This is a genomic window from Streptomyces sp. NBC_00005, from assembly GCF_045160215.1.
GTDB lineage: Bacteria > Actinomycetota > Actinomycetes > Streptomycetales > Streptomycetaceae > Streptomyces.
Map to the genome: position 1 here is coordinate 7014099 of NZ_CP108316.1, position 26093 is coordinate 7040191.

Sequence of the window (26093 nt, forward strand, 5' to 3'; positions counted from 1 at the left end):
GCACTCGCACTGAGGTGGAGTCGTGCGGGCTTGTGAGCCCCCTCCCGGAGGAGGAAGGGGCTCAGCCGTACGTCATCCGTAGTCAGGTCGGGGCAGATCGGAGCAGATGAGGTCAGATGCCGGCGGAGCCCGTGCCATAGAGCGCCGCGATGTCCTTGGATGCCGCCCAGCGGCTGTAGGTGGGTGACTGGGGCCAGTCCTCGGGTGAGTCCTGCCATTCCTCCTGGCGTCCGTACGGCAGGAGATCGATCAGGGCGAAGGTGTGGCTGAGTTGCTCGGTGCCCCGGCCGTTGGTGTGCCAGGTGCGGTAGACGGTGTCGCCGTCGCGGAGGAACACGTTGACCGCGAATCCTCCGTCGGGTGGTGCGCCGACGTCCGTCCCGAATGAGCTGTCGGCGGTCGAGTACCACGCCATCCGGTTGCCGACCCGCTGCTTGTAGGCGAGGGCCTCCTTGATCGGGCCCTGGGTGACGATGACGAAGCGCGCATCGTAGTTGTCCAGGAACTCCAGGCGGGTGTACTGCGAGGTGAACCCCGTGCAGCCCGGGCACTGCCATTCCTGGCCGGCGAACCACATGTGGTTGTAGACGATCAGTTGGCTCCTGCCGTCGAAGATGTCCGCCAGCCGAACGGGGCCGTCCTCGCCCTCGAGGGTGTAGTCGGGCATCTCGACCATCGGCAGCCGGCGGCGCTCGGCGGCGATTGCGTCGAGCTCCCGCGTCGCGGCCTTCTCCCGGGCACGCAGTGCCTCGAGCCGGTGCTCCCACGTGGCGGCGTCAACGACGGGTGGTAGTGCGTGGTCGTGGTCGGTCATGGTCCCCTCACAGAGCTCGTGCGCGACTTTCGCTTGTGCAGAGGCAGACCGCCGACGGCTCCGGAACTCATCGGTCGGCGCCGTCGCCTGACCGGCTGCTCTCGGCTCGCGGGGGTTCCTACGGCTTCCTAACGTGGCGATAGCCGCTACGGAGGAGGCAGATGTGCCGGCGAGTGAGCCGCCTGGAGGGGGTCCGTCCGTGGCGGTCCTCCTGGTGATCGCGCTGGGGGACGGCGGCGAGAGCACCACTTCTGCGACCCAGTGCGGCCACCACCGGGAAGGCATCACAGGGAGAGAAGCACGCATCCTGAACTGGAGACCGACGTGCGCCCCGGCCAGACCGCCCAGGGTGAGTCCCCGACGACGCTCAAGAGCGCGACGGGCCGACTGCCGCGGTATGTGTCCTACGCTCACCACATCGCACGGTTTCTCCCGCCTGTGCAACTCCCCGACGGAGGGCCAATGGCAGAGTCGAGCAGTCTCCTCGCAACGGCACTGCAGGAGCACCTGAAGTACTACCGGGCGCTGAGCGAGCACCTCCCTGATCTGGAGGGCGAAGTGATTGCCGCAGCGCACGAGGCCATCCGTGACCTGACCTCGCCCGTCGCATACGAGGACGTGCCGTCCTCGGCGTACGCGCCGGTGCTGGAGGCTGTCGCAGCCGCCATCGAGTATTGCGAGTTCACGGGGCACCCGGAGGGTGTCCAGTACTACACGTACTGGCACGCGCTGTTGCTGGCCGACCAAGAGCTCCGCACGAAGATCTGAGTGCGGCGCGGCCGTTCACCGGACAAGCACCCCGTGCTGTCCCGGCCGGTACTCCGCGCGGAGCACGGCGCGGGCCGTCGCGAGGATTTCCTCGTCCGTTTCCACGCCGGAGCCCGTCAGCACCTGAAGCAGCCGGGTCCACCACACATCGGGGTCCGTCTCGTACGCGTCGAGTACGCGTACGCCGTAGCCTCCCCTGCTGTTGCCGCCGTTCTCGCCCAGGCATCGGCGGACCTCCTCCCTGAGCCCGGTGTAGAGGCCGTGGACGGTTCCGCGCGCGGAATCCGTGAGTCCGGCCGCCGCCCCTGTGGCCAGCGCGACGGCCACCAATTCCACTTCGGTCACGGGGACCCTCTCAGTTGTGCGGGTTGTGCGATGTCGTGTCCGTCACCCTGGCCGGGGGTGCTGCAATGCCGATGAATTTCCGATGATGTGCGGAAGCGGAGGCTTCGGGTGGACGGCGGATCTCCTCAGCTGCTTCGGATCGAGGTGCTCGGGCCGTTACGGGCGTGGCGGGGCCGGACACCACTCGATCCGGGGCCCGTCAAACGGCAGGCCGTGCTGGCCGCGTTGCTGCTCCGCCAGGGGGCCGTGGCCAGCCATGCGCAACTGCTCGACGCGGTGTGGGGGACCGAGCCGCCCGCAGGCGGTCGCAAGGTGCTGCCCACGCACGTCAACTCGCTGCGCAGGGTGCTCGACACTCAGGGCACCCAGCCGGCGAACTCGCTGATCCGCAGCGGCAAGGGCTGGTACCGCTTCGTCGTCGAGCAGGTCCGGCTCGATACGGCGGACCTGGCCCAGCGGAGCGACGAGGCGATGCGCACCCTGGCGTCCGGCGACCTGGCCACCGCGGCGGATCAGCTGTCGGCGGCGCTCGGACTGTTCCAGGGCGAGCCCTTGGCCAACCTGCCGGGACCGTTCGCGCAGGACGAGCGGCAGCGGCTGTGGGAGCGCCGCCGAACCCTTCGGCTGGAGCGGCTCAAGTGCCTCGTACTGCTGCGTCGGTTCGGCGACGCCCTCGACGACCTGGCCGGCCCCTCCGGCCCGTCTTCGTCCGACCGCTACGACGAGTCGCTGCTGGCGCTGCGCATGCGCGCCCTGTACGGCTGCGAACGTCAGGCGGAGGCTCTGAACGCCTACGAGGACATGCGTGTGCGACTGCGTGACGACCTCGGAGTCGATCCCGGCGAGGAACTCCGCCGGGTGTACGAGGCGGTGCTCCGTCAGGACGACGCCTTCCTCCTGCCAGCGCCGGCTCCCCCCGCGCACACGCGCTCCCACCTCGTCCTGCGCAACGATCGGGCGGCTGCCGAGCCGACGGGACCAGGGTCGCCGGGGCGGCCGGCTCGCCCACCACGCGACAGCGCCCCGGCGGAACTGCCGCACGATGCCGCGGGATTCGCCGGCCGTGACGACGAACTCGCCAGACTGCACGCGCTCCTCCCGCCCGAGCAGGGCCAGGGGCCGGCGAACACCGTGGTCATCTCCGCCATCGGCGGCGCCGCGGGCATCGGCAAGACCGCGCTGGCGGTGCACTGGGCGCACCAGGTACGGGATCGCTTCCCGGACGGGCAGCTGTATGTGAACCTGCACGGGTTCGATCACGATCGGGAGCCGCTCGAGTCGGGGGAAGCGCTTGAGTTGCTGCTGCGGAGCCTGGGGCTCGCGGCGGCGGAGACCCCTGCCAATGACGAGGCGCAGGCACGTCTGTACCGGACGCTGCTGGCCGACCGGCGCCTGCTGGTTCTGCTGGACAACGCTGCTTCGGCGGAGCAGGTCAGGCCGCTGCTGCCGGGCAGCCCCTCCTGCTGTGTCGTCGTCACCAGCCGCAACCGGCTCGGCGGCCTCGTGGCACGTGACGGGGCGCACGCCCTGCCGTTGGACCTTCTCCTGCCGGCCGAGGCCCGCGCAGTGCTGAGCAAGGCACTCGGCGCGGATCGCGTCTCCGCCGAACCGCTCGTGGCGGACGAGTTGATCCGGCTGTGCGGCAGCCTTCCGCTGGCGCTGCGCGTGGCTGCGGCCAGGCTGACGGGCGATCCGGGCCTGCGCCTGGCAGATCTGGTCACCGAGATGTCAGAGGGCAACCGGCTGGAGGCGCTCGATCAGGACGGCGACGACAACTCCCCTTTGCGGACGGCCTTTTCCGCGTCGTACCGAGTCCTGGCGCCTGTCGCGCGCCGGTTGTTCCGACTGCTCGGCCTGTTCCCCGGTCCGGAGTTGACCGCCGACATCGCTGCCGCCCTCCTGGACGTACCGCTGCCGCAGGCCCGACGTCTGCTCGGCACCCTGGCCGCCGCCCACCTGATCGAACCCGTGACGGTGGGCCGGTATCGCTTCCATGACCTCCTTCGCGAGTACGCGCGGGAGAGTGCGCAGGTGGAGGAGACGGCGGCCGATCGCGGCGCTGCTCTCGAACGCGTCCTGATCTGGTACCTGCACGCCGCTCGCACCGTCGGGGGAACCTGGCTCCTCCCGGAGCTGCCGCGCGACCTCGGCCAAGGCGATCAGCAGGGCCTGCCGTCCGCCGCCGAAGCCACACAGTGGCTGCAGGCCGAGGGGGCAAATCTGCTCGCCCTCATCAACCAGGCCGCCCGCCACGGCCCGCGCGCCGTCTCCTGGCATCTGGCGAACGCACTGTTCGGGTACTTCTGGCTTCATCTGCCGCGCGCGACGTGGCAGGCCACCGCACAGACGGCGCTGGACGCGGCCACGGCCGAAGGCGACCTGTTCGGCCAGGCAGTCATGCACAGCAGCCTCGGGCTGGTCCAGTCGGACTGGGGGCATGGCAGGCAAGCGCTGGAGCATCACGCGCGCGTACGGGACATCAGTCGGGAGCTCGGATGGGCGACAGGCGAGGCAGCGGCTCTCGGTGGCAGAAGCCTTGCGGAATGGAGCATGGCGCGCCTCAACAGTGCGCATGAGCATGTCACCACCGGCCTGCGGATCACCCGTGAAGCCGGAAACCGCCACCTTGAAGCACTGGGGTTGGTCGTCCTCGGTGTGGTCTGCCGGGATCTGGGCCGACTGCACGAGGCCGCCGATCACCTCGAACTGGCCATCATCCGCAATCAAGAGATCAGCTGGTGGGACAACAGCCTGGCTCTGCAGAATCTGGGCTGGGCGTACTGGGAACTCGGTCGTCTGGCCGACGGCCTTGACGTCCTCGGTGCCGAAGTGACCGCTGACGAGAGGCGTGGATACCGCAACGGGCGCGCCATGATGCTCGACGCCGTTGCCAAGATCAATATTGAGTTCGGCCGTCACGACGAGGCGCTGGAACACGCTGAGCGTGCGTTTGCCTTGGCCAAGGACAGAGGACGGCGCTGGATTCAGGCCAGCATCCTCAACACCGTCGCCGCCGCCCACCGACAACTGACACATTTCGACCGATCGGTTCAGGCCGACAGTCAGGCCCTTGCCCTCGCACGCGAGGCGAGGTTCCGACGCCCCGAGGTGGACAGCCTCCTGGGCCTCTCCCTCACCCACCAACAACTGGGCCTCCCCGACCAGGCCCGCAGCCACGCCGAGCAGGCGCTGAGCCTGGCCCGCGACCACTCGTTCCGTGTGGTGGAAGGCCAGGCCCTGACAGCACTGGCCCGGATCGCGGAATCCGAGACCGCCTACGCCACAGCCGTCGCACTCGGCCAACAAGCCCTGGCCATACACCGTCAGACCGGCCACCGACTCGGCGAAGCCCGCACCCTGCTGGTCCTCGGCCGCTCCCTCGAAAAATGCCAGGACGCTTCCGCCGGCTCAATGAGGCAGCAGGCACGGGACATCTTCTCGGCCGTCGGCGTGCCGGTGAACGAGTGCGATGGCCTCGCCCGGTGACGTTCGTACAACGGTGGGCGGGGGCGCGCCCCGTGCGGGATCCGTACGGGCGGCCCCGGCGTCTACGTGGATATGGACCTGCAGAAGCCGCCCGCCGGGCCACCGGAACAGCAGCCCGAGCAGCAGTCGCCCGAAGGATGTCTCGTCGTCGCGATCCGCCTGCCCGTGCGGATCGTCGTGCTCGTGCTGGTTGTGCCGGTGCGGATGGTGTGGGACGCGCTCGTCGTGGCGGGGCGGTTTCTGAGGGACACGGTGCTCCGGCCGGTGGGGCGGGCGCTGCTGTGGGTCGCGCGGGCGGCGTTCGTGTGGCCGATCGTGGGGCTCTGGCGGTACGTCGTCGTACCCCTCGCGAAGGGACTTGCCTGGCTCGGGAACGTGCTCGTCGTCGTGCCCGTGGTGTGGCTGTACCGGCACGTGCTGACGCCCCTGGGGCACGGCCTCGTCCGGCTGGTGCTGGGGATCGGGGCCGGATTGGCGTGGACGTACGCGCGCGTGCTGACGCCGCTCGGACACGCCCTGATGTGGGTGCTCAAGGGGCTCGGCGCGGTGCTCGTCGCGATCGGGACCGGTGCGTACGCCGCTGTGGCCTGGCTTGTGCGGTACCTCCTCGTCGTACCGGCTCTGTGGGTGTACGAGTGGGTGCTCGCGCCCGTCGGACGCGTGATCGCGTGGTGTGCGCAGGGGCTCGTGCGGGGTGTGAGTCTGGTCGTCACCGGTGTCGGTCTGGCGCTGTACTGGATTACCCGGGTGTTGTTCGTGCTGCCTGCTCTTGCTCTGTGGCGATGGGTGCTTGTGCCCGTCGGACGCGTGATCGCGTGGTGTGCGCAGGGGCTCGTGCGGGGTATGAGCCTGGTCGTCACCGGTGTCGGTCTGGCGCTGTACTGGATTACCCGGGTGTTGTTCGTGCTGCCTGCTCTCGCCCTGTGGCGTTGGGTGCTCGTGCCCGTCGGGCGCTTCCTCGCCGTCGTCGCGCGCGAGGTGGGGGAGGCGCTCGGGCATGCCTGGCGGGTCGCCGGGCGGATCTCGCTGGCCGTGGGGCGGGCTGTCGGGACCCTCTTCCGGTGGATCTTCGTGGAGCCGGTGCGGTGGGCCTACAGGACCGTTCTCACTCCTGTCGGGCATGTCGTGCGGGATGTCGTCCTGCGGCCCGCTGCCGAGGCCGCGCGCAGTGTGGGACGGGCCACTCGGCTGGCGCTGGCCTCCGCCCGGGAGACCGCGCGGCAGGCGCGGGCCGACTTCCGGCGGATGCTCTTCGGGGAGCCCGAGCGGATCGAGGCTGTGGACCGGCGGGAACCTCTGGGCCACGAGACACGTACTCTTGGTAGCAGTACGACCGCTCTCACGAAGGACTGAACGACACTGGGCAAGCGACAGCCCGAAGGCCCGCCGCCCGCACCCGCGGTGCAGCGCATCCGACTGCGCTACACCAAGCGCGGCCGCCTCCGGTTCACCAGCCACCGTGACTTCCAGCGCGCCTTCGAGCGTGCGCTGCGCCGTGCCGAGGTGCCGATGGCGTACTCGGCGGGGTTCACGCCGCATCCGAAGGTGTCGTACGCCAATGCCGCACCCACCGGCACGGGCAGTGAGGCGGAGTATCTGGAGATCGCCCTCACCGAGGCGCGGGATCCGGACAAGCTCAGGGCGCTGCTCGACGAGTCGATGCCCGCCGGGCTCGATGTCATCGACGCGGTCGAGGCCCGGACCTCCGGGCTCGCCGACCGGCTCACGGCTTCCGTGTGGGAGTTGCGGCTGGACGGTGTGGATCCGGCGGAGGCGGAGCGGGCCGTCGCGGCCTTCACCGCCGCCGACGCCGTCGAGGTCCAGCGCAGGACCAAGAATGGCCTGCGGACCTTCGACGCCCGCCCCGCGGTCGTAGATCTTGAAACGCATTGTGAACAGGCTGATAGGCCGACCGACCAGCCCTGTGCGATACTGCGGCTGGTTGTTCGGCACGTGACGCCTGCCGTACGACCCGACGACGTCCTGTCCGGTCTCCGCGCCGTGGCCGACCTGGCGCCGCCGGTCCCCGCAGCGGTGACCAGGCTGGCGCAGGGGCTGTTCGATGAAGAGACCGGCACGGTGACCGACCCGCTCGCGCCCGACCGCGAGGCAGCGACGGCCCCAACCATGGCCGATCCCGCTGCCGCCGCGAAGGCGCCGGCGTAAGGAAGGTCCTGCGAAGGACGTACGTCGAAGCGCCGCCCTCGTACTCGGGAGCCACCTGGGTCGGGCAGCGCACCCGACCAGAAGACTTTCGCCAGGCCGTACGCATTCGGTGTACGGAACCGGCGAGACAGGACACAGAAAGCTCCCGTGCGGCGCCCGCGCCCCGGACGGCGGCACCGCGCATCGCGCGAGCCGCGGACGTCACCGGCGATCAACGCCGGACCAGGTGCGGCGCCCGGGAGCCTGACGGGAGAAATGCCCGCATGCTCGAACCGACCGAACCCACTGAGGGTTCCGAACTGAACACTCCCAGCGACACCTTGCCGCCGCGTCGTCGGCGCCGTGCCGCTTCACGCCCGGCGGGACCCCCCGTCGCGGCCGCCTCCGAAACCCCGGAGGACATCGTCGCGCCGGCCATACCGGCCGACAGCGACGACAAGGCCGACGAGGACGAGGCTGCCGAGGTTGCGGTCACGGCCGAGGTCGAAGAGGCCGAAGTGGTCGAGGAGACCGAAGAGGTCGCCGAGGAGGCCGCGCCTGCCGGGCGTACGCGTCGACGTGCGACCCGTCGTGCGTCCGCGCCTGCCGGAGCTCCCGCGGCCGCCGAGACGGTCGAGACCGTTGTGCCCGCCGCCGCTCCCGCAGAGACCGCCGCGGTCCAGGAGAGCGCCGAAGTGGCCGGTGAGTCCGCCGAGGACGCCGCTCCGCGCCGTGCCCGTCGTCGGGCCACGCGTCGCGTGTCCGCGCCGGTCGGGACGCCCGCCACTGCCGAGGACACCGAGACACCCGCCGTGGCCGAGGTGCCTGCCGCTGAGGCCGGCGTGCCCGCCGAGACCGTTGAGGCTGCCGAGGACGCCGGCCCGCGCCGTGCCCGTCGTCGTGCCACGCGTCGCGTGTCCGCACCGGTCGAGGAGACGGCCGTGACCGACGTGGAGCCCGTCGCCGAGCCGGTTGCCGAAGAGGCGCCGGCGCCCGCTGCCGAGGCGCCCGTCACCGCCCCTGTCGCCGAGCCGGCCGATGAGGACGCCGCCCCGCGGCGCGCGCGTCGACGTGCCTCGCGCAAGGCCGCGACCGGGTTCTCCGAGCCCGCGCGGACCGCAGGTGCCGCTGAGGACACCGAGAACGAGGAGGGCGAGGAGCCGCGTCGGCCGGCGCGGCCTGCCGTCGCCGTGTTCCAGGCGCCCGTGTTCACCGAGCCGAAGTTCCAGACGCCGGAGCGGGCCGCCGCCGAGGCAGCTGCCGTGGCCGTGGCCGCCGAGCCGGAGGAGCTTCCGGAGGAGCCGGCCGGGACGCGGCGCCGTCGCCGTCGTCGTGGACCCGCCTTCGAGGAGACCGAGACGCAGGTCGTCGAGACCGTCGTGGAGGACGAGCCGGAGGAGGCCGAGGAGTCGGCCGAGGACTCCGCCGAGGGCGACGACTCCGAGGACACCGGTTCGCGCCGCCGCCGTCGCAGGGGTGGCCGTCGCCGCCGTCGTGGCGAGTCCGCCGAGGCGGGTGGCGAGGACGAGTCGGAGGAGTCCGACGAGGCCGCCGCGCAGTCCGGCGAGGACACCGCCGACCAGGTCGAGGACGACGAGGACGACGACGAGAACGGCGGCTCGAGCTCCAGCAGCCGTCGGCGTCGTCGCCGGCGCCGTCGGTCCGGTGACACCTCCGTGGACACGGAGCCCGGCGAGGGCGACCCCGAGCGCACCGTCGTGAAGGTCCGCGAGCCGCGCAAGCCCTCCGACCCGTCCGACGAGGTGCAGTCCATCAAGGGCTCCACGCGTCTGGAGGCCAAGAAGCAGCGCCGTCGCGAAGGCCGCGAGCAGGGTCGCAGGCGCGTCCCGATCATCACCGAGGCCGAGTTCCTGGCCCGCCGTGAGGCCGTCGAGCGCGTGATGGTGGTCCGGCAGAGCGGTGAGCGCACCCAGATCGGCGTCCTCGAGGACGGCGTGCTCGTCGAGCACTACGTCAACAAGGAGCAGTCGACCTCGTACGTCGGCAACGTGTACCTGGGCAAGGTCCAGAACGTGCTGCCGTCGATGGAGGCCGCCTTCATCGACATCGGCAAGGGCCGCAACGCCGTCCTGTACGCCGGTGAGGTCAACTTCGAGGCGCTGGGCATGGCCAACGGCCCGCGGCGCATCGAGTCCGCCCTCAAGTCCGGCCAGTCCGTGCTCGTCCAGGTCACGAAGGACCCGATCGGGCACAAGGGCGCGCGGCTCACCAGCCAGGTGTCCCTGCCCGGCCGCTACCTGGTCTACGTGCCCGAGGGCTCGATGACCGGCATCAGCCGCAAGCTGCCCGACACCGAGCGGGCCCGCCTGAAGACCATCCTCAAGAAGATCGTCCCCGAGGACGCGGGCGTCATCGTGCGCACCGCCGCCGAGGGCGCGAGCGAGGACGAGCTGCGCCGCGACGTCGAGCGACTGCAGGCGCAGTGGGAGGACATCCAGAAGAAGTCGAAGAACGGCAACGCCCCGACGCTGCTGTACGGCGAGCCGGACATGACCGTCCGGGTCGTCCGCGACATCTTCAACGAGGACTTCACCAAGGTCGTCGTCAGCGGTGACGAGGCCTGGGAGACCATCCACGGCTACGTCTCGCACGTCGCCCCCGACCTCGCCGACCGGCTGTCGAAGTGGACCTCCGAGGTCGACGTCTTCGCGACGTACCGGATCGACGAGCAGCTCGCCAAGGCCCTGGACCGCAAGGTCTGGCTGCCCAGCGGCGGTTCGCTGGTGATCGACCGGACCGAGGCGATGGTCGTCGTCGACGTCAACACCGGCAAGTTCACCGGTCAGGGCGGCAACCTCGAGGAGACCGTCACCAGGAACAACCTGGAGGCGGCCGAGGAGATCGTCCGTCAGCTGCGGCTGCGCGACCTCGGCGGCATCATCGTCATCGACTTCATCGACATGGTCCTGGAGTCCAACCGGGACCTGGTGCTGCGGCGCCTGCTCGAGTGCCTGGGACGCGACCGTACGAAGCACCAGGTCGCCGAAGTCACCTCGCTGGGGCTCGTGCAGATGACCCGTAAGCGGGTCGGCCAGGGGCTGCTGGAGTCCTTCTCCGAGACCTGCGTCCACTGCAACGGCCGCGGTGTCATCGTGCACATGGAGCAGCCGACCTCCGCCGGTGGCGGCGGCAAGCGCAAGAAGCGCGGGCGTGGCGGCGACGGACACGTGCACGAGCACGAGGCCGCCGTAGAGGCTCCCGAGGAGACCGAGGCCGAGGTCGCTGCCGAGGTCGCGGCGCCGGTCGCGCTGTCCGAGCCGGCCTTCGAGCCGGACGAGGAGCTGTACAGCAGCGTCGCCGAGGCGGAGGCCGCGGTCGGCCGTGGCCGTTCGCGGCGCCGGGCGAGCCGTCGGGCCTCGGCTCCGGCGGGTGCGCCGAGGCGCGAGGAGCACCAGCGCGAAGAGGCGCGGCGCGAGGAGACGAAGGCCGAGGCTCCGACGGCTCAGGCCGTGACGGCCGAGGCGGAGGTGGAGCGTCCGGTGCAGCCGGAGCGCGCCGCCGAGGCGCTCGCCGAGCCCGCGGCCGTGGAGGACGCGGTGGTCGAGTCCCCGGCCGAGGCCGCCGAAGAGGCCGCGCCCAAGGGGCGTGCGCGCCGTCGTGCCACCCGCAAGGTGTCCGCGCCGGCCGGGTCGCCCGCGGGGGCCGAGGCCGCCGTGGTGACGGTCACCGAGACCGCGCCGACGGCTGCGACGCCCGAACCACAGGCAGCGGAGCAGGCTCCGGCGGAGGCGCCCGTCGAGGGTGCCGCTCCGGCCCGCCCGCGGCGCCGTGCCGTGCGCAAGGCCACCGCGCCGACCGCGTCCGAGGAGACGGCCGTGGTGGTCGTCCCGTCGGGTGCGGAGGAGTCGGCGACCGCGCAGGAGAGCGCCGAGGAGGCTGCTCCGGCCAAGAAGACGGCCCGTAAGACGGCCAAGAAGGCCACCGCGAAGAAGGCCGCCACCAAGAAGACCGCGGCCAAGAAGACGGCCACGAAGAAGGCCACGGCCACGAAGGCGGCGAAGACCGCCAAGTCGGCCACGGCTGCCAAGTCGGCGTCGAAGAAGACCGCGGCGGCACAGCAGACGCTGTCCTCCGTCTCGGCCGCCGCCGACGAGAGCTGATCCGAAGGGTGTGCGGCCGGTCCACGTGACCGGCTGCACACCCTTGGGGCCCGGCCCGGTTTGACCCCCTCGCCCACGGCCCCGTAACCTTGACCGTCGGCGTGTCCGCAGGTACAGACACGCCACATCCCCGTAAACCTTCTTCCTCCAGAGCACCGGGTGTTACCGCACTGGGTGCTGCGGAGAGGCCGCTCGCGTTCCGGGCGGCTGGACTGCGGGGGTGCCGTTCCCCGAGCGAGAGAGTGAGATCCGCGTGTACGCCATCGTGCGCAGCGGTGGTCGCCAGCACAAGGTTGCTGTCGGCGACATCGTTGAGGTTGACAAGATTTCCACTGCCAAGGTTGGCGACACGGTCGAGCTCTCGACCCTGCTCGTTGTCGACGGCGACGCTGTGACCAGCGACCCGTGGGTCCTGGCCGGCATCAAGGTCCAGGCCGAGGTCGTGGACCACCACAAGGGCGTCAAGATCGACATCCTTCGCTACAAGAACAAGACCGGTTACCGCCGTCGTCAGGGCCACCGCCAGCAGTACACGGCGATCAAGGTCACTGAGATCCCCGCGGCTGCGAAGTAAGGGACTGAGGAGAGATGGCACACAAGAAGGGCGCATCGTCCACCCGTAACGGTCGTGACTCCAACGCTCAGCGCCTCGGCGTGAAGCGCTTCGGCGGTCAGGTCGTCAACGCGGGTGAGATCCTGGTCCGCCAGCGCGGCACCCACTTCCACCCGGGTTCGGGCGTCGGCCGTGGCGGCGACGACACGCTGTTCGCGCTGAACGCCGGTGCGGTGGAGTTCGGTACCCACCGTGGCCGCAAGGTCGTGAACATCGTTCCGGTCGCCTGATCGGAAGCTTTTCGCGAGGCGGACCTCACTTCCCGGTCGGGAAGGCGGGTCCGCCTTTCGCGTGTTACGCAAGAGATAGATCCGTACGTTTTTGAAGTGCTGGAGGCACCCAAGATGACCACCTTCGTGGACCGCGTCGAGCTGCACGTCGCCGCGGGTAACGGAGGCCACGGCTGTGCCTCCGTCCACCGTGAGAAGTTCAAGCCGCTCGGCGGCCCGGACGGCGGCAACGGCGGCCGTGGCGGTGATGTGATCCTGGTCGTCGACCAGTCGATCACCACACTCCTCGACTATCACCACAAGCCGCACCGCAGCGCCACCAACGGCAAGCCCGGTGAGGGCGGCAACCGCTCCGGCAAGGACGGCGAGGACCTGGTCCTGCCCGTGCCGGACGGCACCGTCGTGCTGGACAGGGCGGGTAACGTGCTGGCCGACCTGGTCGGCCACGGCACCTCGTACATCGCCGCGCAGGGCGGCCGCGGCGGGCTCGGCAACGCGGCGCTGGCGTCGGCGCGACGCAAGGCGCCCGGCTTCGCGCTGCTCGGTGTGCCCGGCGATCTGCAGGACATCGTCCTGGAGTTGAAGACCGTCGCCGACGTGGCGCTGGTCGGCTACCCGAGCGCAGGCAAGTCCTCGCTGATCTCGGTGCTGAGCGCGGCGAAGCCGAAGATCGCGGACTACCCCTTCACGACGCTCGTCCCGAACCTGGGTGTGGTGACGGCGGGTTCGACCGTGTACACCATCGCGGACGTGCCGGGACTGATCCCGGGCGCCAGCCAGGGCAAGGGGCTGGGGCTGGAGTTCCTGCGGCACGTGGAGCGGTGCAGTGTGCTGGTGCACGTGCTGGACACCGCGACGCTGGAGTCCGAGCGTGACCCCGTCTCCGACCTCGACGTCATCGAGGAGGAGCTGAAGCAGTACGGCGGGCTCGACCGGCGGCCGCGGATCGTCGTCCTCAACAAGATCGACGTACCGGACGGCAAGGACCTCGCCGAGATGGTGCGGCCGGATCTGGAGGCGCGGGGGTACCGGGTCTTCGAGGTGTCCGCCGTCGCTCATCTCGGCCTGAAGGAGCTGTCGTTCGCACTCGCCGACCTGGTGGGGAAGGCGCGGGCCGCGAAGCCGAAGGAAGAGGCGACGCGGATCGTCATCCGGCCCAAGGCCGTCGACGACGCGGGCTTCACGGTGACGCTCGAGGACGACGGGCTGTTCCGGGTGCGGGGCGAGAAGCCCGAGCGCTGGGTGCGGCAGACCGACTTCAGCAACGACGAGGCCGTCGGATACCTCGCCGACCGGCTCAACCGGCTCGGTGTGGAAGAGCAGTTGATGAAGGCGGGGGCCCGGTCGGGCGACGGTGTCGCCATCGGTCCCGAGGAGAACGCCGTCGTCTTCGACTGGGAGCCGACGGTGATGGCCGGGGCGGAGATGCTGGGCCGGCGTGGCGAGGACCACCGGTTCGAGGCGCCGAGGCCTGCGGCTCAGCGACGCCGGGACCGGGACGCCGAGCGGGATGAAGTACAGCGGGGCTACGACGACTTCGAGCCCTTCTCCGAGTAGGGCGGGCGGCGTCGGTGACGCCGTGACCGGGGGCTGCCGCCCCCGGACCTCCGCTTCGGCCCTCAAGGGGCCTTGTCCTCAACGCCGGACGGCTGACTGATGCCGTCCGGCGTTGAGTGGGTTGGGCCTGTTGCGAAAGTCCCGTCGTCCGCCCGTAGGGCGGGCTCTGCGGCGTCCGGTGCGTGCTCTCGGCGTGCCGGGTGCAAGCCCTCGTACTGGATGTACTTGGGCTTGTGCCCGGTGCGGCGAGAGTGCGTGCCGGGCGTCGCGGGGCAGGCGGGACTTTCGCAACAGGCCCTAACGGCAGGGGAAAACGCGACGGACTGCAGGGCAACCAACCTGTGAGCCGGTGAGTCGTACTGGGCAACGCGGATGAGGATCTTGGATCCCGCCGCCGTCAACTGCCCTTCCCCTCCCCGGAGTCGATGTGTCCGAGCCCGTTGTCGTGCCCAGATCGCGGCGTGCCCTGGTGGTCGCGATCGCCCTGCTCGCCGGGACGGCCGTCGTGTCGCCGGTCGCCCATGCGCAGTCCTCGGCCGTGAAGAGCGTGCGGCAGGACTTCAACGGGGACGGGTACGAGGACCTTGCCACCGGGGCGCCGTACGCCACGGTCGGTGGCAAGAAGGGCGCCGGTTACGTCGCCGTCGTGTACGGCTCGGCGCACGGGCTGAACCTCGCGAGCAAGAGGGTCTTCACGCAGGCGACCTCGGGTGTGCCCGGCACTCCCGAGGCGGGCGACTCCTTCGGTGCCCATCTCACCGCCGGTGATCTGGACGGCGACGGCTACACCGACCTGGTGGTCCCGGCGGCCGGGGAGGAGTGGACGCAGGGCGGGGCGGCCCGGCACGGCAGTGTGACCGTGCTGTGGGGCGGGAAGAGTGGGCTGTCCGGCGGAACGATCCTGCCGCCGACCACCATCCCGTACACGTCCCGGATCACCGCGGGCGACTTCGACGGCGACGGCCATGTCGACCTGGCGTTGGCCGAGGGCGTCAGGTTCGGCCCCTTCACCCGTGGCGGCGCGGCCGCCCGGACCCAGGACATCTCCGTCACCGACGGCGACCGGGAGCTGCTGGATCTGGCGGCCGGGGACGTCGACGGCGACGGCATCACCGATCTCGTGTCACTGACCAGGCCGTTCGACTTCGACGACCCGGACGACATCAACGTCGACCACGACCTCCACTACCTGCGCGGCACCCGGGACGGTCTGGCCCCGCTCACCACGCTGAAGGACAGCCGGGGCGTGGACATCGAGGGCGGCGAGAGCATCGCGCTCGCCGACCTCGACGGAGACGGCCGCGACGACGTCGTCTTCGGCCGCCCCCGGCCCGCCAACTCGGGTGACGAGCCTGCCGACCCGAGCGAGTACGGCTCACGGGTCGGCATCGTCTTCGGTACGGCGCAGGGCCCACAGGCCGGGGATCCACGCATGATCGACCAGGACACACCCGGCGTGCCCGGCGTCGGCGAGCCGGGCGACCTCTTCGGCGCGGACGTCGCGGCCGGCGACGTGAACGGCGACGGCTACGTCGACATCGCGGTCGGCATCCCCGGTGAGGACTTCTCCGGGGTGCAGGACGCGGGCACCGTCGCCGTCGTACCCGGCAGCGCGTCCGGGCCGACCGGTGCCGGTACGAAGGTGTTCAGCCAGAACACGGCAGGCGTTCCAGGCACCGCCGAGCGTGCCGACGGCTTCGGGGAAGCCGTCACCTTCCTCGACGGGGACCACGACGGACGTACGGATCTCGTCGTCGGCGCCCCCGGCGAGAACGCCGATGCCGGCTCGGTCTGGGGCTTCCGGTCCAACGCCTCCGGCGTCACCACCACGGGCTCCGTCTCCTTCGGCGCGACGGCCCTCGGTACGAATCCTCAACTCGCCCGTCTCGGCGGGGAGTTCACGCACTGATTTGCTCAGTACCCCCCACAACGACAGGAGCACCATGAGCAAGCGCACGTTCGGCCGCGGTATCGGACTCGCGGCCGCGATAGCCGTCGCCGGAGCCGTCGTCACCCCCGTGACCGCGTCCGCCGCCGACGCCTCGACGGCCACGGCGAAGGCATCCACCGACTTCAACGGCGACGGCTACGCGGACGTCGCCGTCGCCGCCCCCGGGGCCAAGGTCAACGGCCATGCCCGTGCCGGATACGTGGCGGTGGTGTACGGCTCCGCGAAGGGCGCAGCCCCCTCGCACAAGCAGGTCATCAGCCAGGACACCGCCGGCATCCCGGGCGCCGCCGAGGCCGACGACCGCTACGGCGACAGCCTCGCCGCGGGTGACCTGAACGGCGACGGCTACGCGGACCTGGTGATCGGCGCGCCCGGCGAGGGCGTCGGCGACGTCACCTACGCGGGCACCCTGGCCGTGGTGTGGGGGAGTGCCGAGGGCCTGTCCGGCGGCACCGCCGTCGCCACCGGCACCACCGACCACCACCTCGACGTGACCACTGCGCTCGGCGACTTCGACGGCGACGGTCACCTGGACATCGCGACCGGGGACCGGATCCTGTACGGGCCGTTCGACCGCACCACCGGCGCCGCGCGTACGAGCGGCCTCGCGCTCGACTCCGACTACTTCATGGACGATCTGGCCGCCGGTGACGTCGACCACGACGGCATCACCGACCTGATCGGGCTCATCCACGACCACAACAACGACGACACGGCCGACCCGGACGCCAAGCACCGCCGCGCGGTCTACCTGCACGGCACGGAGGACGGCCCGGCCGCCCCGGTCACCCTGAAGAACTCCGACGGCACGCTGTTCCGCGGCGGCGAGAGCCTCGGCCTCGGCGACGTGAACAAGGACGGGTACGCCGACCTCGTCATCGGCCGCCCCAACGACGGTTCCGGCGAGTCCACGTCGGTCGACCCGCTGCTGAAGGGCGGTCAGGTGGGCGTCGTGTACGGCTCGGCCGCCGGCCCCGACACCTCGCGTACGACGAACGTCACGCAGGACACCCCGGGCGTGCCCGGCGCGTCCGAGTGGGGCGACGGATTCGGCCGGGGCATCTCGGTCGCGGACGTCAACGGCGACGGATACGCGGACGTCGCCGCCGGGTCTCCGACCGAGGGCCTCGGCGGCGTGTACGGGGCGGGCCAGGTCACCGTCCTGCGCGGCGGTGCCTCGGGCCTCACCGGCACCGGTGCCGTGTCCTTCAACCAGGACACCGCGAACGTCCCGGGCACGGCCGAGCGGAACGACTTCTTCGGCAGCAGCACCGCCCTGGTCGACACCAACCACGACGGCCGCGCCGAGCTCTACGTCGGCGCCTCGGGCGAGAACACCTTCGACGGCGCCGTCTGGACCTTCCGCAACCCCGGCACGGGTCCCGTCGCCTCCGGCTCGACGAGCTTCGGCGCGGGCACTCTCGGCACCGTCGCGGACGACGCCGGCCTCGGCTCGACCTTCGCCCGCTGACCCGCTTTCGGGGCCGACGGCGACCACCTCCTCGTAACGACCGGAACAGGAGAGCGGCATGAGCAGACACAGGGGGGCATGGCGTACGGGTCTCGCCGTCGTCATGGCCACGGGCGCCGTCGCCCTGCCCGCGGCCCACGCGGTGGCCGACAGCAAGCCCGCCACCGCCCAGCTGCGGGACGACTTCAACGGCGACGGCTACGCCGACCTCGCCGTGGCGGCGCCCTCGGCGACCGTCGGCGGAAAGACGCAGGCCGGGTTCGTCGCCGTCCGCTACGGCACCGAGCACGGCTGGGTCACCGGCGCCAAGAAGGTGTTCACGCAGAACAGCGCGGGCGTGCCCGGCACCGCCGAGAAGGACGACCAGTTCGGCAGCGCGCTCACCACGGCCGACCTCGACAAGGACGGGTACGCCGACCTGATCGTCGGCGTCGGCGGCGAGGACACGGACTCCGGAGGCACCAACTCCGGCTATGTCGAGGTCCTTTGGGGCAGCGCCAAGGGGTTGTCCGGCGCCTCCTCCTTGGCCACCGGAAAGAGCGCCTACGACCGCCTCGGCACCCAGGGCCGTCTCGCGGTCGCCGACGTCGACGGCGACGGGGCGACCGACGTGGTGACCGTGCAGAACGAGCACGACCTGCGCCTCCTCAAGGGGCCCTTCGGGCGGGACGGTTCGTACGGGAGCGAGCAGGTCGTGAAGGACCAGTACTCCAGCCGCGTACTGGACCTGGCGGCCGGCGACGTCAACGGCGACGGCATCACCGACGTCGCCGCCACCGAGAACGACGAGGACGAGTACGACTCCCGCCGGGTCGTCTACTGGCTCGGCACGCAGCAGGGCCTGACGCCGTACACCCTGGTCTACGACATCGACGGCGCCGGCCTGCAGGGCGGCGAGAACCTCGACATCGGCGACATCAACCGGGACGGCTACGACGACATCGTCGTGGGCCGTGCCGTCGACGGCTACGACAGCGACCTCGACAACCCGTACGTCAAGGGCGGCCGTATCGCCTGGATCCCGGGCACCCCGGACGGACCCGACGGCGTCAAGGCGGTCTTCCTCAACCAGGACAGCGCCGGAGTGCCCGGCACCGCCGAGCAGGGCGACCACTTCGGCACCGACGTCCAGATCGGCGACGTAGACGGCGACGGGTACCCCGACGTGCTCACCGGTGTGCCCGGCGAGGACCTGGGTTCGGTCGCCGAGGCGGGCGCCGCCGTCCTCCTACACGGCAGCGCGAGCGGACTGACCGGCACCGGCGCCCAGGTCGTCACGCAGAGCACCGGCAACGTGCCCGGGACCGCAGAAAAGGGCGACTTCTTCGGCAAGGCCGTGCACCTCGGCGACTCGAATGACGACGGGCTGGCCGATGTCGCCGTCGGCGCACCGGGGGAGAACGCCAACTCCGGATTCGTCTGGGTCTTCCGCTCCGGCCCGACCACGCTCGTGACGCCGAACGGGACGGGCCTCGTCGGCAACACCCAGCTCGGCACCGACGGCACGAACGCGAAGTTCGGCTCGAACTTCTCGTACTGAACATCCCTGCGGTACGCGTCAATTGGTGAGACGCCAGACCCGTTGTGACCGGACCACGTTCATCCCGTTGTTCCTGTGTCGCAACGGGTCTTCTGTTGTCTGCCCATTTGTCATGCACGCGAAGGCTCTCGTTCAGCCGGTGGACCGCCCGGTTGCATGAGCCTTGCACGTGTCCAAGAGGCTTGAGAGGCAAGGGAGTTCGCCGATGACCGGAGCAGTCTCGCCCGACCGACGCCGCTTTCTGACCGCCGGTGCCGCCGTCCTCGGCGCCGCGGCCTCCGCCCAGCTGTGGCTGCCGGGCACCGCCCGAGCAGCCGAAAGTACGCTGCCCGACGGTGTGTTCAGCCTCGGCATCGCCTCGGGCGACCCGCTGCCCGACGGCATCGTGCTGTGGACCCGGCTCGCCCCCGACCCGCTGAACGGCGGTGGGATGCCCGACCGCGTGGTCCCGGTGGAGTGGGAGATCGCCGAGGACGACCGGCTCAGAAAGCCGGTGCGCCGGGGCATCGCCCAGGCCCGCCCCGAGTACGGGCACAGCGTTCACGTGGACGTACGCGGTCTGCGCCCGGACCGCTCGTACTGGTACCGCTTCCGGGTCGGCGGCCAGATCTCGCCCACCGGCCGCACCCGCACCGCGCCCCACCCGCACAGCAAGGGCGGTTCGCTGCGCGTCGCGCTCGCCTCCTGCCAGAACTGGCAGCACGGCTACTTCACGCCGTACGCCGACATGCTCCAGCAGGACCCCGACTTCGTCCTGTTCGTCGGCGACTACATCTACGAGTCCACGCCGGCCTCGACGGGTCCGCGGCGGCACGAGGGCACGGGAGAGCCGTTCACCCTGGTCCAGTACCGCAACCGGTACGCCCAGTACCGCACCGACCCCGATCTCGCGGCGATGCATGCGAACGCCCCCTGGGTGGTCACCTTCGACGACCACGAGGTCGACAACGACTGGGCGGGGGAGATCCCGCAGGACCCCGCCAAACAGTCGCACGACGCGTTCGTGGCCCGGCTGACCGCGGCCTTCCAGGCGTACTACGAGCACATGCCGGTCCGCGCCTCCGCGATCCCGACCGGCCCGCACATCCAGATGTACCGCCGCCTGGAGTTCGGCCGCCTCGCGCGCCTCAACGTTCTCGACACCCGGCAGTTCCGCAGCGACCAGGTGACCAGCCAGGCGGACGCCGAGAACCCGTCGCTCACCATGCTCGGCGCCGAGCAGAAGGAATGGCTGCTGGACGGGCTGCACGACTCGCCCGCCCGCTGGAACCTCGTCGCCTCGCAGATCATGATGGCCGAGACCGACCTGCTGCTCGGCGAGGGCAAGCTCTGGTACTACGACGCCTGGGACGGCTACCAGGTCGAACGCAACGCCCTGCTCGACGAGTTCGCCGACATCCGCAACCCGGTCGTGCTCAGCGGCGACCGCCACCTCACGATGATCAGCGACCTCAAGACGGACTACGCCGACCCGGACTCCGAGGTCGTCGGCGCCGAGTTCGTCGGTACGTCCATCTCCAGCAACGGCGACCAGGACCAGGCCGCCTTCCACGCCCAGTGGGACCCGCTGAAGGCGGACAACCCGCACTGGAAGCTGATCGACGCCCACCGCGGCTACCACCTCTTCGACATCGACCGGCACGGCATCGACGCGCAGGTGAGGGTGGTCGACACGGTCGTGCAACCGACGGCGACGCCGAGCACGCTGGCGCGACTGCGGGTGGAGAACGGCCACCCCGGAGTCGAACTCGCGTGACGCCCGCGCCCGACGGTGTCTGAGGGTGTCTTCGTGAAGTCTGTGTGACGGGAGCCTGGGACTCATCTGTGTCCCAGGTCTCTCTCAGGTAAGTCTCAGGTGTGACTCTTACCGTCCCTTAACCATGGAGACGGACTGTACGAAAGATGAAGCCCGGGTGGAGGGTCCCGCCCCGCTCCCCGCCGGCACCCGGCTGTTGCACATCGGCCCGCACAAGACCGGGACGACCTCGATCCAGGGCGCGCTGTTCGCCGCGAAGGACCAACTGCCCGCGCACGGCGTGGAGTTCCCCGGCGACACCCGGCACCCCATGGAAGCGGCACTGGCCGCCTGCGCCCGGCCCGCGATGATCGGCGACACCGTGCCCACCGACCGGCACTGGACGAAGCTGCTGCAGCAGGTTCGCGCGAGCGGCAGGCGCACGTCCGTGATCAGCAGCGAGTTCTTCGCCGACGCGGAGGACGACGCGACGATCGGGCGGATCGTCGAGCAGCTCGGCGGCGACCGCGTGCACATCCTGATCACCCTGCGCCCGCTGGCCAGGATCATGCCCTCGCAGTGGCAGCAGTACGTGCAGAACGGGCTGCGCATGGGCTACGAGGACTGGCTCACGCACATGCTCGAGAAGGCGCCGTACGAGCAGCCCAACCCCAGCTTCTGGCGCCGGCACCGGCACGACCGGCTGGTCGAGCGCTGGGCGCGGGTGGTCGGCCCGGAGCGGATCACCGTCGTCGTGGTCGACGACCGGGACCGGGACGGACTGATGCGCACCTTCGAGGCGCTGCTCGGACTGCCCGGGAATCTCCTGCAGCCCGTTCCGGACACGGCCAATCGCTCCCTTACCCTCGCCGAGACCGAAATGCTGCGGAATCTTAATAAGGAATTCCGCGGCAATGGACTGCCGGACGAGCTGTATTCCAAGCTCGTTCGCAACGGCGCGGTCATGCATATGAAGAACGCGTGCAGCCCCACCCCGCAGGACGTGAAGATCGTGACCCCCCGGTGGGCCGTCGAGGCCGCGGCCCGGATCGCCGCCGAGATGATTGACCACATCGCCCGTATGGGGGTACGCGTCCTCGGTGAGCCCGCGCTGCTGTCCGCCGTACCGAAGCCCGTCGGCCAGGAGCCGCAGGAACCGCGCATCGCTCCCGAGGTGGCCGCCCACGCCCTCTACGGGGCACTCGCCGCGGCCGCCGCGGCCCCCGTGCGGCACACGGCTGCCGCGAAGGCGCGTACGGTTCACCAGACCTCTTCCAAGGAACTCGTGAAGGTGCTCGGTCACCGGTGCCTGAAGAAGCTGCGGCGGCACTGACTCGCTGTGCAGTTACTCACAGCAATTCCACGGGTGCTCGCGGAGGGGGCCACACCGTCACCAGCAGTGCAAGGTGAATGACAGATGGCGCGCACATATGCAGCGAACGGCGCTCACCTTGCACAGCGGTAACCGCAAGTGGGACCATTTCCCCGTTCCCTGTCGCCCCAAGGTAGGTCCTCTGTGTCCCAGCACATAGCCAAGCCCCGTACCACCGCAGTGATCCTGGCCGGTGGTACCGGTCAGCGGGTGGGTCTTTCGATCCCCAAGCAGCTGCTGAAGATCGCCGGCAAGGCAGTCATCGAGCACACCCTGACCACCTTCGAGAACGCCGACTCGATCGACGACATCATCGTGCTGATGGCGCCGGGGTACGTGCCCGACATCGAGAAGATCGTCGCCAAGGCCGGGTTCAAGAAGGTCAAGAAGATCATCGAGGGCGGCTCGACCCGGAACGAGACCACCGAGCGCGCCATCGAGGCACTCGGCGAGGGCCTGGCCGAGGGCGAGGACCTCAACGTCCTGTTCCACGACGCCGTGCGCCCCCTGCTCGCGCAGCGCGTGATCGACGACTGCGTGGTCGCGCTGGAGCGCTACCAGGCCGTCGACGTCGCCATCCCGTCCGCGGACACCATCATCGTCACGCGCACGCACGGCGAGGACGGCGAGTTCATCACCGAGATCCCGGACCGCTCCCGGCTGCGCCGCGGCCAGACGCCCCAGGCGTTCAAGCTGTCCACGATCAAGCGGGCCTACGAGGTCGCCGCCGGCGACCCCAACTTCCAGGCCACGGACGACTGTTCCGTCGTACTCAAGTACCTGCCGGACGTGCCGATCCACGTCGTCGCGGGCGACGAGTACAACATGAAGGTCACCCAGCCCGTCGACGTCTTCATCGCCGACAAGCTGTTCCAGCTGGCCTCCACGGCCGCGCCGGAACAGGTCAGCGAGGAGGCCTACCGCGAGCTGCTGACCGGCAAGACGATCGTGATCTTCGGCGGCTCGTACGGCATCGGCAAGGACATCGCCGAACTCGCCGGGTCCTACGGCTCCAAGGTCTACGCGCTCGGCCGCTCCACCACCGGCACGCACGTGGAGAACCCGGAGGAGGTCGACGACGCGCTGTCCAAGGCGTACGCGGAGACCGGCCGGATCGACTACGTCGTCAACACCGCGGGCGTGCTGCGCATCGGCAAGCTGGCCGAGACCGACAACGCGACCATCGAGGAAGCGCTGAAGGTCAACTACCTCGCGCCGGTGCAGATCGCCCGTTCGGCCTACAAGTACCTGGCGGAAACCAAGGGCCAGTTGCTGCTGTACACCTCCAGCAGCTACACCCGCGGCCGCGCCGAGTACAGCCTCTACTCCTCGACCAAGGCCGCCATGGTGAACCTCACCCAGGCCCTGTCCGACGAGTGGGCCGGCGATGGCATCCGGGTCAACTGCATCAACCCGGAGCGCACCGCGACGCCCATGCGCACCAAGGCTTTCGGCCAGGAGCCCGCGGGCTCCCTGCTCTCCTCCGAGGCGGTGGCCGGCACCTCGCTCGACGTGCTGCTGTCCGAGCTGACCGGGCACGTCATCGACGTCCGCCAGCAGGACCCGACGGCGGGCGCGGCGAAGGCCTCCGGCTTCGAGGCGGCGCTGGCCTCGGTTCTGGACCGCCAGGACGGCGTGTAATAATCGACCGTAATTAGTCTTCGGTAATTCAGGCCTCTGCTTCCCGGTGTTAATGCAGTGCATTGACCGGGCGCTCGCAGAGGCCTGAATCCGTACATCCGACGAATTACCACAAACCCTGCGCACTCAAGAACAAAACCGGCACTCCCCCTCCCAGAGCAGGTTCTCAGTGATAACCACCGCTATTCGCGTCGCCCGGGTGGGCAGCGCGGCCGAGCTGGCCGCGGCGGCCCTCATGATGCTGGGCTTCCCGGCACTCATGCTGGCCGCGCTCATTCCGAGCGTTTACGCCTTCGCGGCAGCGGCCGCCGTGACGTACCTGGCGGACCACTATCTGCACCGCAAGGGCAGCTATCTCGTCAACCGGCTCAGCAAGGTCCGCGCCGGCCTGTCGATCCGCTTCCTGATCCGACAGCTGCTGCTGATCCTGCTGCTGGCCCGGCTGTCCCTCGCGGACAACCTGATCTACTACGGCGCCGTCGCCTGCTTCATCGCGTTCTACGGCCTCCAGGCCCCGCACGGGGCCCTGGTCACCCTGATCCGCAACCGCCGCCGGATGCCGGTCGCCACCCGCAACGTCGACCTGAAGTCGCGGATCCGTATCCCGGACGCCCCGCCGCGCGGGCTGCTGAACCGCTCGGCCGAGAAGATGCTCCACCTCGACCTCGCGGCCGTCGCCGGCATCCTGGTCGCCGCGGAGGTGGAGTCGTCCCTGCCGGGCTTCATCGGTATCGGCGTCACCGTGTTCCTGGGCTGCCTGTACGTCCTCGCGCTGATCCCGTACGTCCGCGGGAAGAAGATCCCGCCGAACGCGGAGAAGGTGCTGGAGGCCGTCGACAACTGGCTGCGGGAGTACAAGCCGGAGACGGTGCTGTACTTCTCGGGCTCCAAGGACTCGGCGTACCAGGTCAACATGTGGCTGGAGACGATGGAGCAGCTGGACTCCAAGCCGCTGGTCGTCCTGCGCGAGCGCGCCCTCCTGACCAACCTGGCGCCCACCACGGTCCCCGTCATCTGCGTGCCCGGCGGTGTGCACCTGATGAACATGGACCTCTCGAACGTGCGCGTCGCGCTGTACGCGGCGAACGTCGGCAAGAACATCCACCTGCTGCGCGTCCCCACCATGAAGCACGTCTTCATCGGCCACGGCGACAGCGACAAGCTGGCCAGCGTCAATCCGTTCAGCAAGGTGTACGACGAGGTGTGGACCGCCGGGCGCGCGGGCCGCGACCGCTACGCCATAGCCGATGTCGGCGTCCGCGACGACGACATCGTGGAGGTCGGCCGCCCGCAGCTGGCGCCGATCGAGACCCAGCAGAACGTGCCCGAGGGTCCCCGCGGCGCAGCCGCCGACGGACGCTGCCCCACGGTGTTGTACGCGCCCACCTGGGAGGGATGGGACGGCGACCCGGGCAACACCTCACTCGTGCTCGCCGGCGAGAACATCGTGAAGAAGCTGCTCAAGGCCGACCCGCCGGTCCGCGTCCTGTACAAGGCGCACCCGTTCACCGGCACCGTCAGCAAGGAGACCGGCGCCGCGCACCTGCGCATCGTCGCGCTGATCGAGAAGGCCGCGGCCGAGCGCGCCGCCGACTCCCGCTTCACCGCGGACGCGGACGTGGCGAAGGCCAAGGACGAACTGTCCCGTATCGAGGCACGTCTGGCCGAGCTGACCGGCGCCGCGAGCGACAAGGGCGACGAGGCCGAGGCCACGCGTGACGGCGTCGTCGACCTCAAGAAGTACGAGGAGGTCGCCCGGCTGCGCGGCGAGTGGAACGACGCGTACTGGCGTTCCTTCGCCGGCTTCGAGCACCGTGTCATCTCGGGCGCCGAGCCGCGTCTGTTCGACTGCTTCAACGTCTCCGATGCGATGGTCTCCGACATCTCCTCCGTGGTCTCCGACTTCATCGCGAGCGGCAAGCCGTACGCGGTCACGGACTCCGCCGAGCTGGGCGTCGAGGAGTTCAAGCGGCAGAACACCGCCGTGCGCGCCGCCACGATCCTGTCCAACAGCGCCGCCGAGCTGGGCGAGTTGCTCAGCGCGGTCCGCGACCCCGCCGCCGACCCGCAGGCGGAGGACCGCAAGGAGCTGAAGCAGTATCTGCTCGGCCCGGACGAGCCCACGTCCATCGAGCAGTTCAACGCCGCCGTGGCGGACCTGGCGCTCAAGGCCCAGACGCGCAACCTCGGGCAGGAGTCCCGGGCCACCGCGGCCGGTGCCGCCGGGGCCGACGAGTTGTCGGACGCGTTGTCTGCGCAGCCACCCACTGTGTGAAAACGGTGAGAACGGCCCGGTTTTCGAGG

General features: G+C 70.2%; 17 protein-coding genes. 15 read left to right on the top strand and 2 right to left on the bottom strand.

Annotated elements, in window-relative coordinates; genetic code table 11:
• Window positions 1-112: 112 nt before the first annotated feature.
• Window positions 113-814, bottom strand: coding sequence for a DUF899 domain-containing protein (locus OG303_RS32195; RefSeq protein ID WP_405872802.1), 702 nt, complete (start codon window positions 812-814; stop codon window positions 113-115).
• A 462-nt stretch (window positions 815-1276) separates the two neighbouring features.
• On the opposite strand from OG303_RS32195, the gene OG303_RS32200 reads away from it, so the two are divergent.
• Window positions 1277-1582: a hypothetical protein gene (locus tag OG303_RS32200; protein WP_405872804.1), complete on the top strand. Its 306-nt coding sequence runs from the start codon at window positions 1277-1279 to the stop codon at window positions 1580-1582.
• Window positions 1583-1597: 15 nt separating this feature from the next.
• Here OG303_RS32200 and OG303_RS32205 read toward each other — a convergent pair whose 3' ends face one another.
• A complete protein-coding gene (locus OG303_RS32205) occupies window positions 1598-1927 on the bottom strand; it encodes a hypothetical protein (protein ID WP_405872806.1) in 330 nt (109 codons plus the stop codon).
• A gap of 213 nt (window positions 1928-2140) precedes the next feature.
• On the opposite strand from OG303_RS32205, the gene OG303_RS32210 reads away from it, so the two are divergent.
• From OG303_RS32210 to OG303_RS32275, 14 genes are all read left to right on the top strand, one after another.
• Window positions 2141-5413: an AfsR/SARP family transcriptional regulator gene (locus tag OG303_RS32210; protein WP_405872808.1), complete on the top strand. Its 3273-nt coding sequence runs from the start codon at window positions 2141-2143 to the stop codon at window positions 5411-5413.
• Window positions 5414-5485: 72 nt separating this feature from the next.
• Window positions 5486-6766 carry a hypothetical protein gene (locus OG303_RS32215; RefSeq protein ID WP_405872810.1) on the top strand — a complete coding sequence of 427 codons (1281 nt, stop codon included), beginning with the start codon at window positions 5486-5488 and terminating at the stop codon, window positions 6764-6766.
• Between the two features lie 48 nt (window positions 6767-6814).
• On the top strand, window positions 6815-7579 hold the full coding sequence (locus tag OG303_RS32220) for a TIGR03936 family radical SAM-associated protein (RefSeq protein ID WP_405872812.1): 765 nt from the start codon (window positions 6815-6817) through the stop codon (window positions 7577-7579).
• A gap of 263 nt (window positions 7580-7842) precedes the next feature.
• On the top strand, window positions 7843-11679 hold the full coding sequence (locus OG303_RS32225; protein WP_405872814.1) for a ribonuclease E/G: 3837 nt from the start codon (window positions 7843-7845) through the stop codon (window positions 11677-11679).
• A 253-nt stretch (window positions 11680-11932) separates the two neighbouring features.
• Window positions 11933-12253 carry a 50S ribosomal protein L21 gene (gene rplU, locus OG303_RS32230; protein WP_007381993.1) on the top strand — a complete coding sequence of 107 codons (321 nt, stop codon included), beginning with the start codon at window positions 11933-11935 and terminating at the stop codon, window positions 12251-12253.
• 14 nt (window positions 12254-12267) lie between these two features.
• Window positions 12268-12522 carry a 50S ribosomal protein L27 gene (gene rpmA / locus OG303_RS32235; protein ID WP_019063244.1) on the top strand — a complete coding sequence of 85 codons (255 nt, stop codon included), beginning with the start codon at window positions 12268-12270 and terminating at the stop codon, window positions 12520-12522.
• Window positions 12523-12636: 114 nt separating this feature from the next.
• Window positions 12637-14079: a GTPase ObgE gene (obgE, locus tag OG303_RS32240; RefSeq protein ID WP_405877598.1), complete on the top strand. Its 1443-nt coding sequence runs from the start codon at window positions 12637-12639 to the stop codon at window positions 14077-14079.
• A gap of 427 nt (window positions 14080-14506) precedes the next feature.
• Complete coding sequence (locus OG303_RS32245; RefSeq protein WP_405872816.1) at window positions 14507-15988, top strand: VCBS repeat-containing protein; 1482 nt, start codon at window positions 14507-14509, stop codon at window positions 15986-15988.
• A 34-nt stretch (window positions 15989-16022) separates the two neighbouring features.
• Window positions 16023-17501, top strand: a complete 1479-nt coding sequence (locus OG303_RS32250; RefSeq protein ID WP_405872817.1) for an FG-GAP-like repeat-containing protein — start codon at window positions 16023-16025, stop codon at window positions 17499-17501.
• A 58-nt stretch (window positions 17502-17559) separates the two neighbouring features.
• Window positions 17560-19041 carry an FG-GAP-like repeat-containing protein gene (locus tag OG303_RS32255; protein ID WP_405872818.1) on the top strand — a complete coding sequence of 494 codons (1482 nt, stop codon included), beginning with the start codon at window positions 17560-17562 and terminating at the stop codon, window positions 19039-19041.
• 205 nt (window positions 19042-19246) lie between these two features.
• Complete coding sequence (locus OG303_RS32260) at window positions 19247-20797, top strand: alkaline phosphatase D family protein (RefSeq protein WP_405872819.1); 1551 nt, start codon at window positions 19247-19249, stop codon at window positions 20795-20797.
• A gap of 124 nt (window positions 20798-20921) precedes the next feature.
• Window positions 20922-22109, top strand: a complete 1188-nt coding sequence (locus tag OG303_RS32265; RefSeq protein WP_405872821.1) for a hypothetical protein — start codon at window positions 20922-20924, stop codon at window positions 22107-22109.
• A 183-nt stretch (window positions 22110-22292) separates the two neighbouring features.
• On the top strand, window positions 22293-23789 hold the full coding sequence (locus OG303_RS32270; protein ID WP_405872822.1) for a D-ribitol-5-phosphate cytidylyltransferase: 1497 nt from the start codon (window positions 22293-22295) through the stop codon (window positions 23787-23789).
• 169 nt (window positions 23790-23958) lie between these two features.
• Entirely contained in the window at window positions 23959-26064 is a 2106-nt protein-coding gene (locus OG303_RS32275; protein WP_405872824.1) for a hypothetical protein, read from the top strand.
• The last annotated feature ends 29 nt before the right edge of the window (window positions 26065-26093 follow it).

What these genes read in the sequence shown, in the direction of transcription:
- OG303_RS32200 (WP_405872804.1), top strand. Translation starts at nt 1,277, where the DNA reads ATGGCAGAGTCGAGCAGTCTCCTCGCAACGGCACTGCAGGAGCACCTG.
- rpmA (WP_019063244.1), top strand. Translation starts at nt 12,268, where the DNA reads ATGGCACACAAGAAGGGCGCATCGTCCACCCGTAACGGTCGTGACTCC.
- OG303_RS32265 (WP_405872821.1), top strand. Translation starts at nt 20,922, where the DNA reads ATGGAGACGGACTGTACGAAAGATGAAGCCCGGGTGGAGGGTCCCGCC.
- obgE (WP_405877598.1), top strand. Translation starts at nt 12,637, where the DNA reads ATGACCACCTTCGTGGACCGCGTCGAGCTGCACGTCGCCGCGGGTAAC.
- OG303_RS32195 (WP_405872802.1), bottom strand. Translation starts at nt 814, where the DNA reads ATGACCGACCACGACCACGCACTACCACCCGTCGTTGACGCCGCCACG.
- OG303_RS32250 (WP_405872817.1), top strand. Translation starts at nt 16,023, where the DNA reads ATGAGCAAGCGCACGTTCGGCCGCGGTATCGGACTCGCGGCCGCGATA.
- OG303_RS32255 (WP_405872818.1), top strand. Translation starts at nt 17,560, where the DNA reads ATGAGCAGACACAGGGGGGCATGGCGTACGGGTCTCGCCGTCGTCATG.
- OG303_RS32260 (WP_405872819.1), top strand. Translation starts at nt 19,247, where the DNA reads ATGACCGGAGCAGTCTCGCCCGACCGACGCCGCTTTCTGACCGCCGGT.
- OG303_RS32215 (WP_405872810.1), top strand. Translation starts at nt 5,486, where the DNA reads ATGGACCTGCAGAAGCCGCCCGCCGGGCCACCGGAACAGCAGCCCGAG.
- OG303_RS32225 (WP_405872814.1), top strand. Translation starts at nt 7,843, where the DNA reads ATGCTCGAACCGACCGAACCCACTGAGGGTTCCGAACTGAACACTCCC.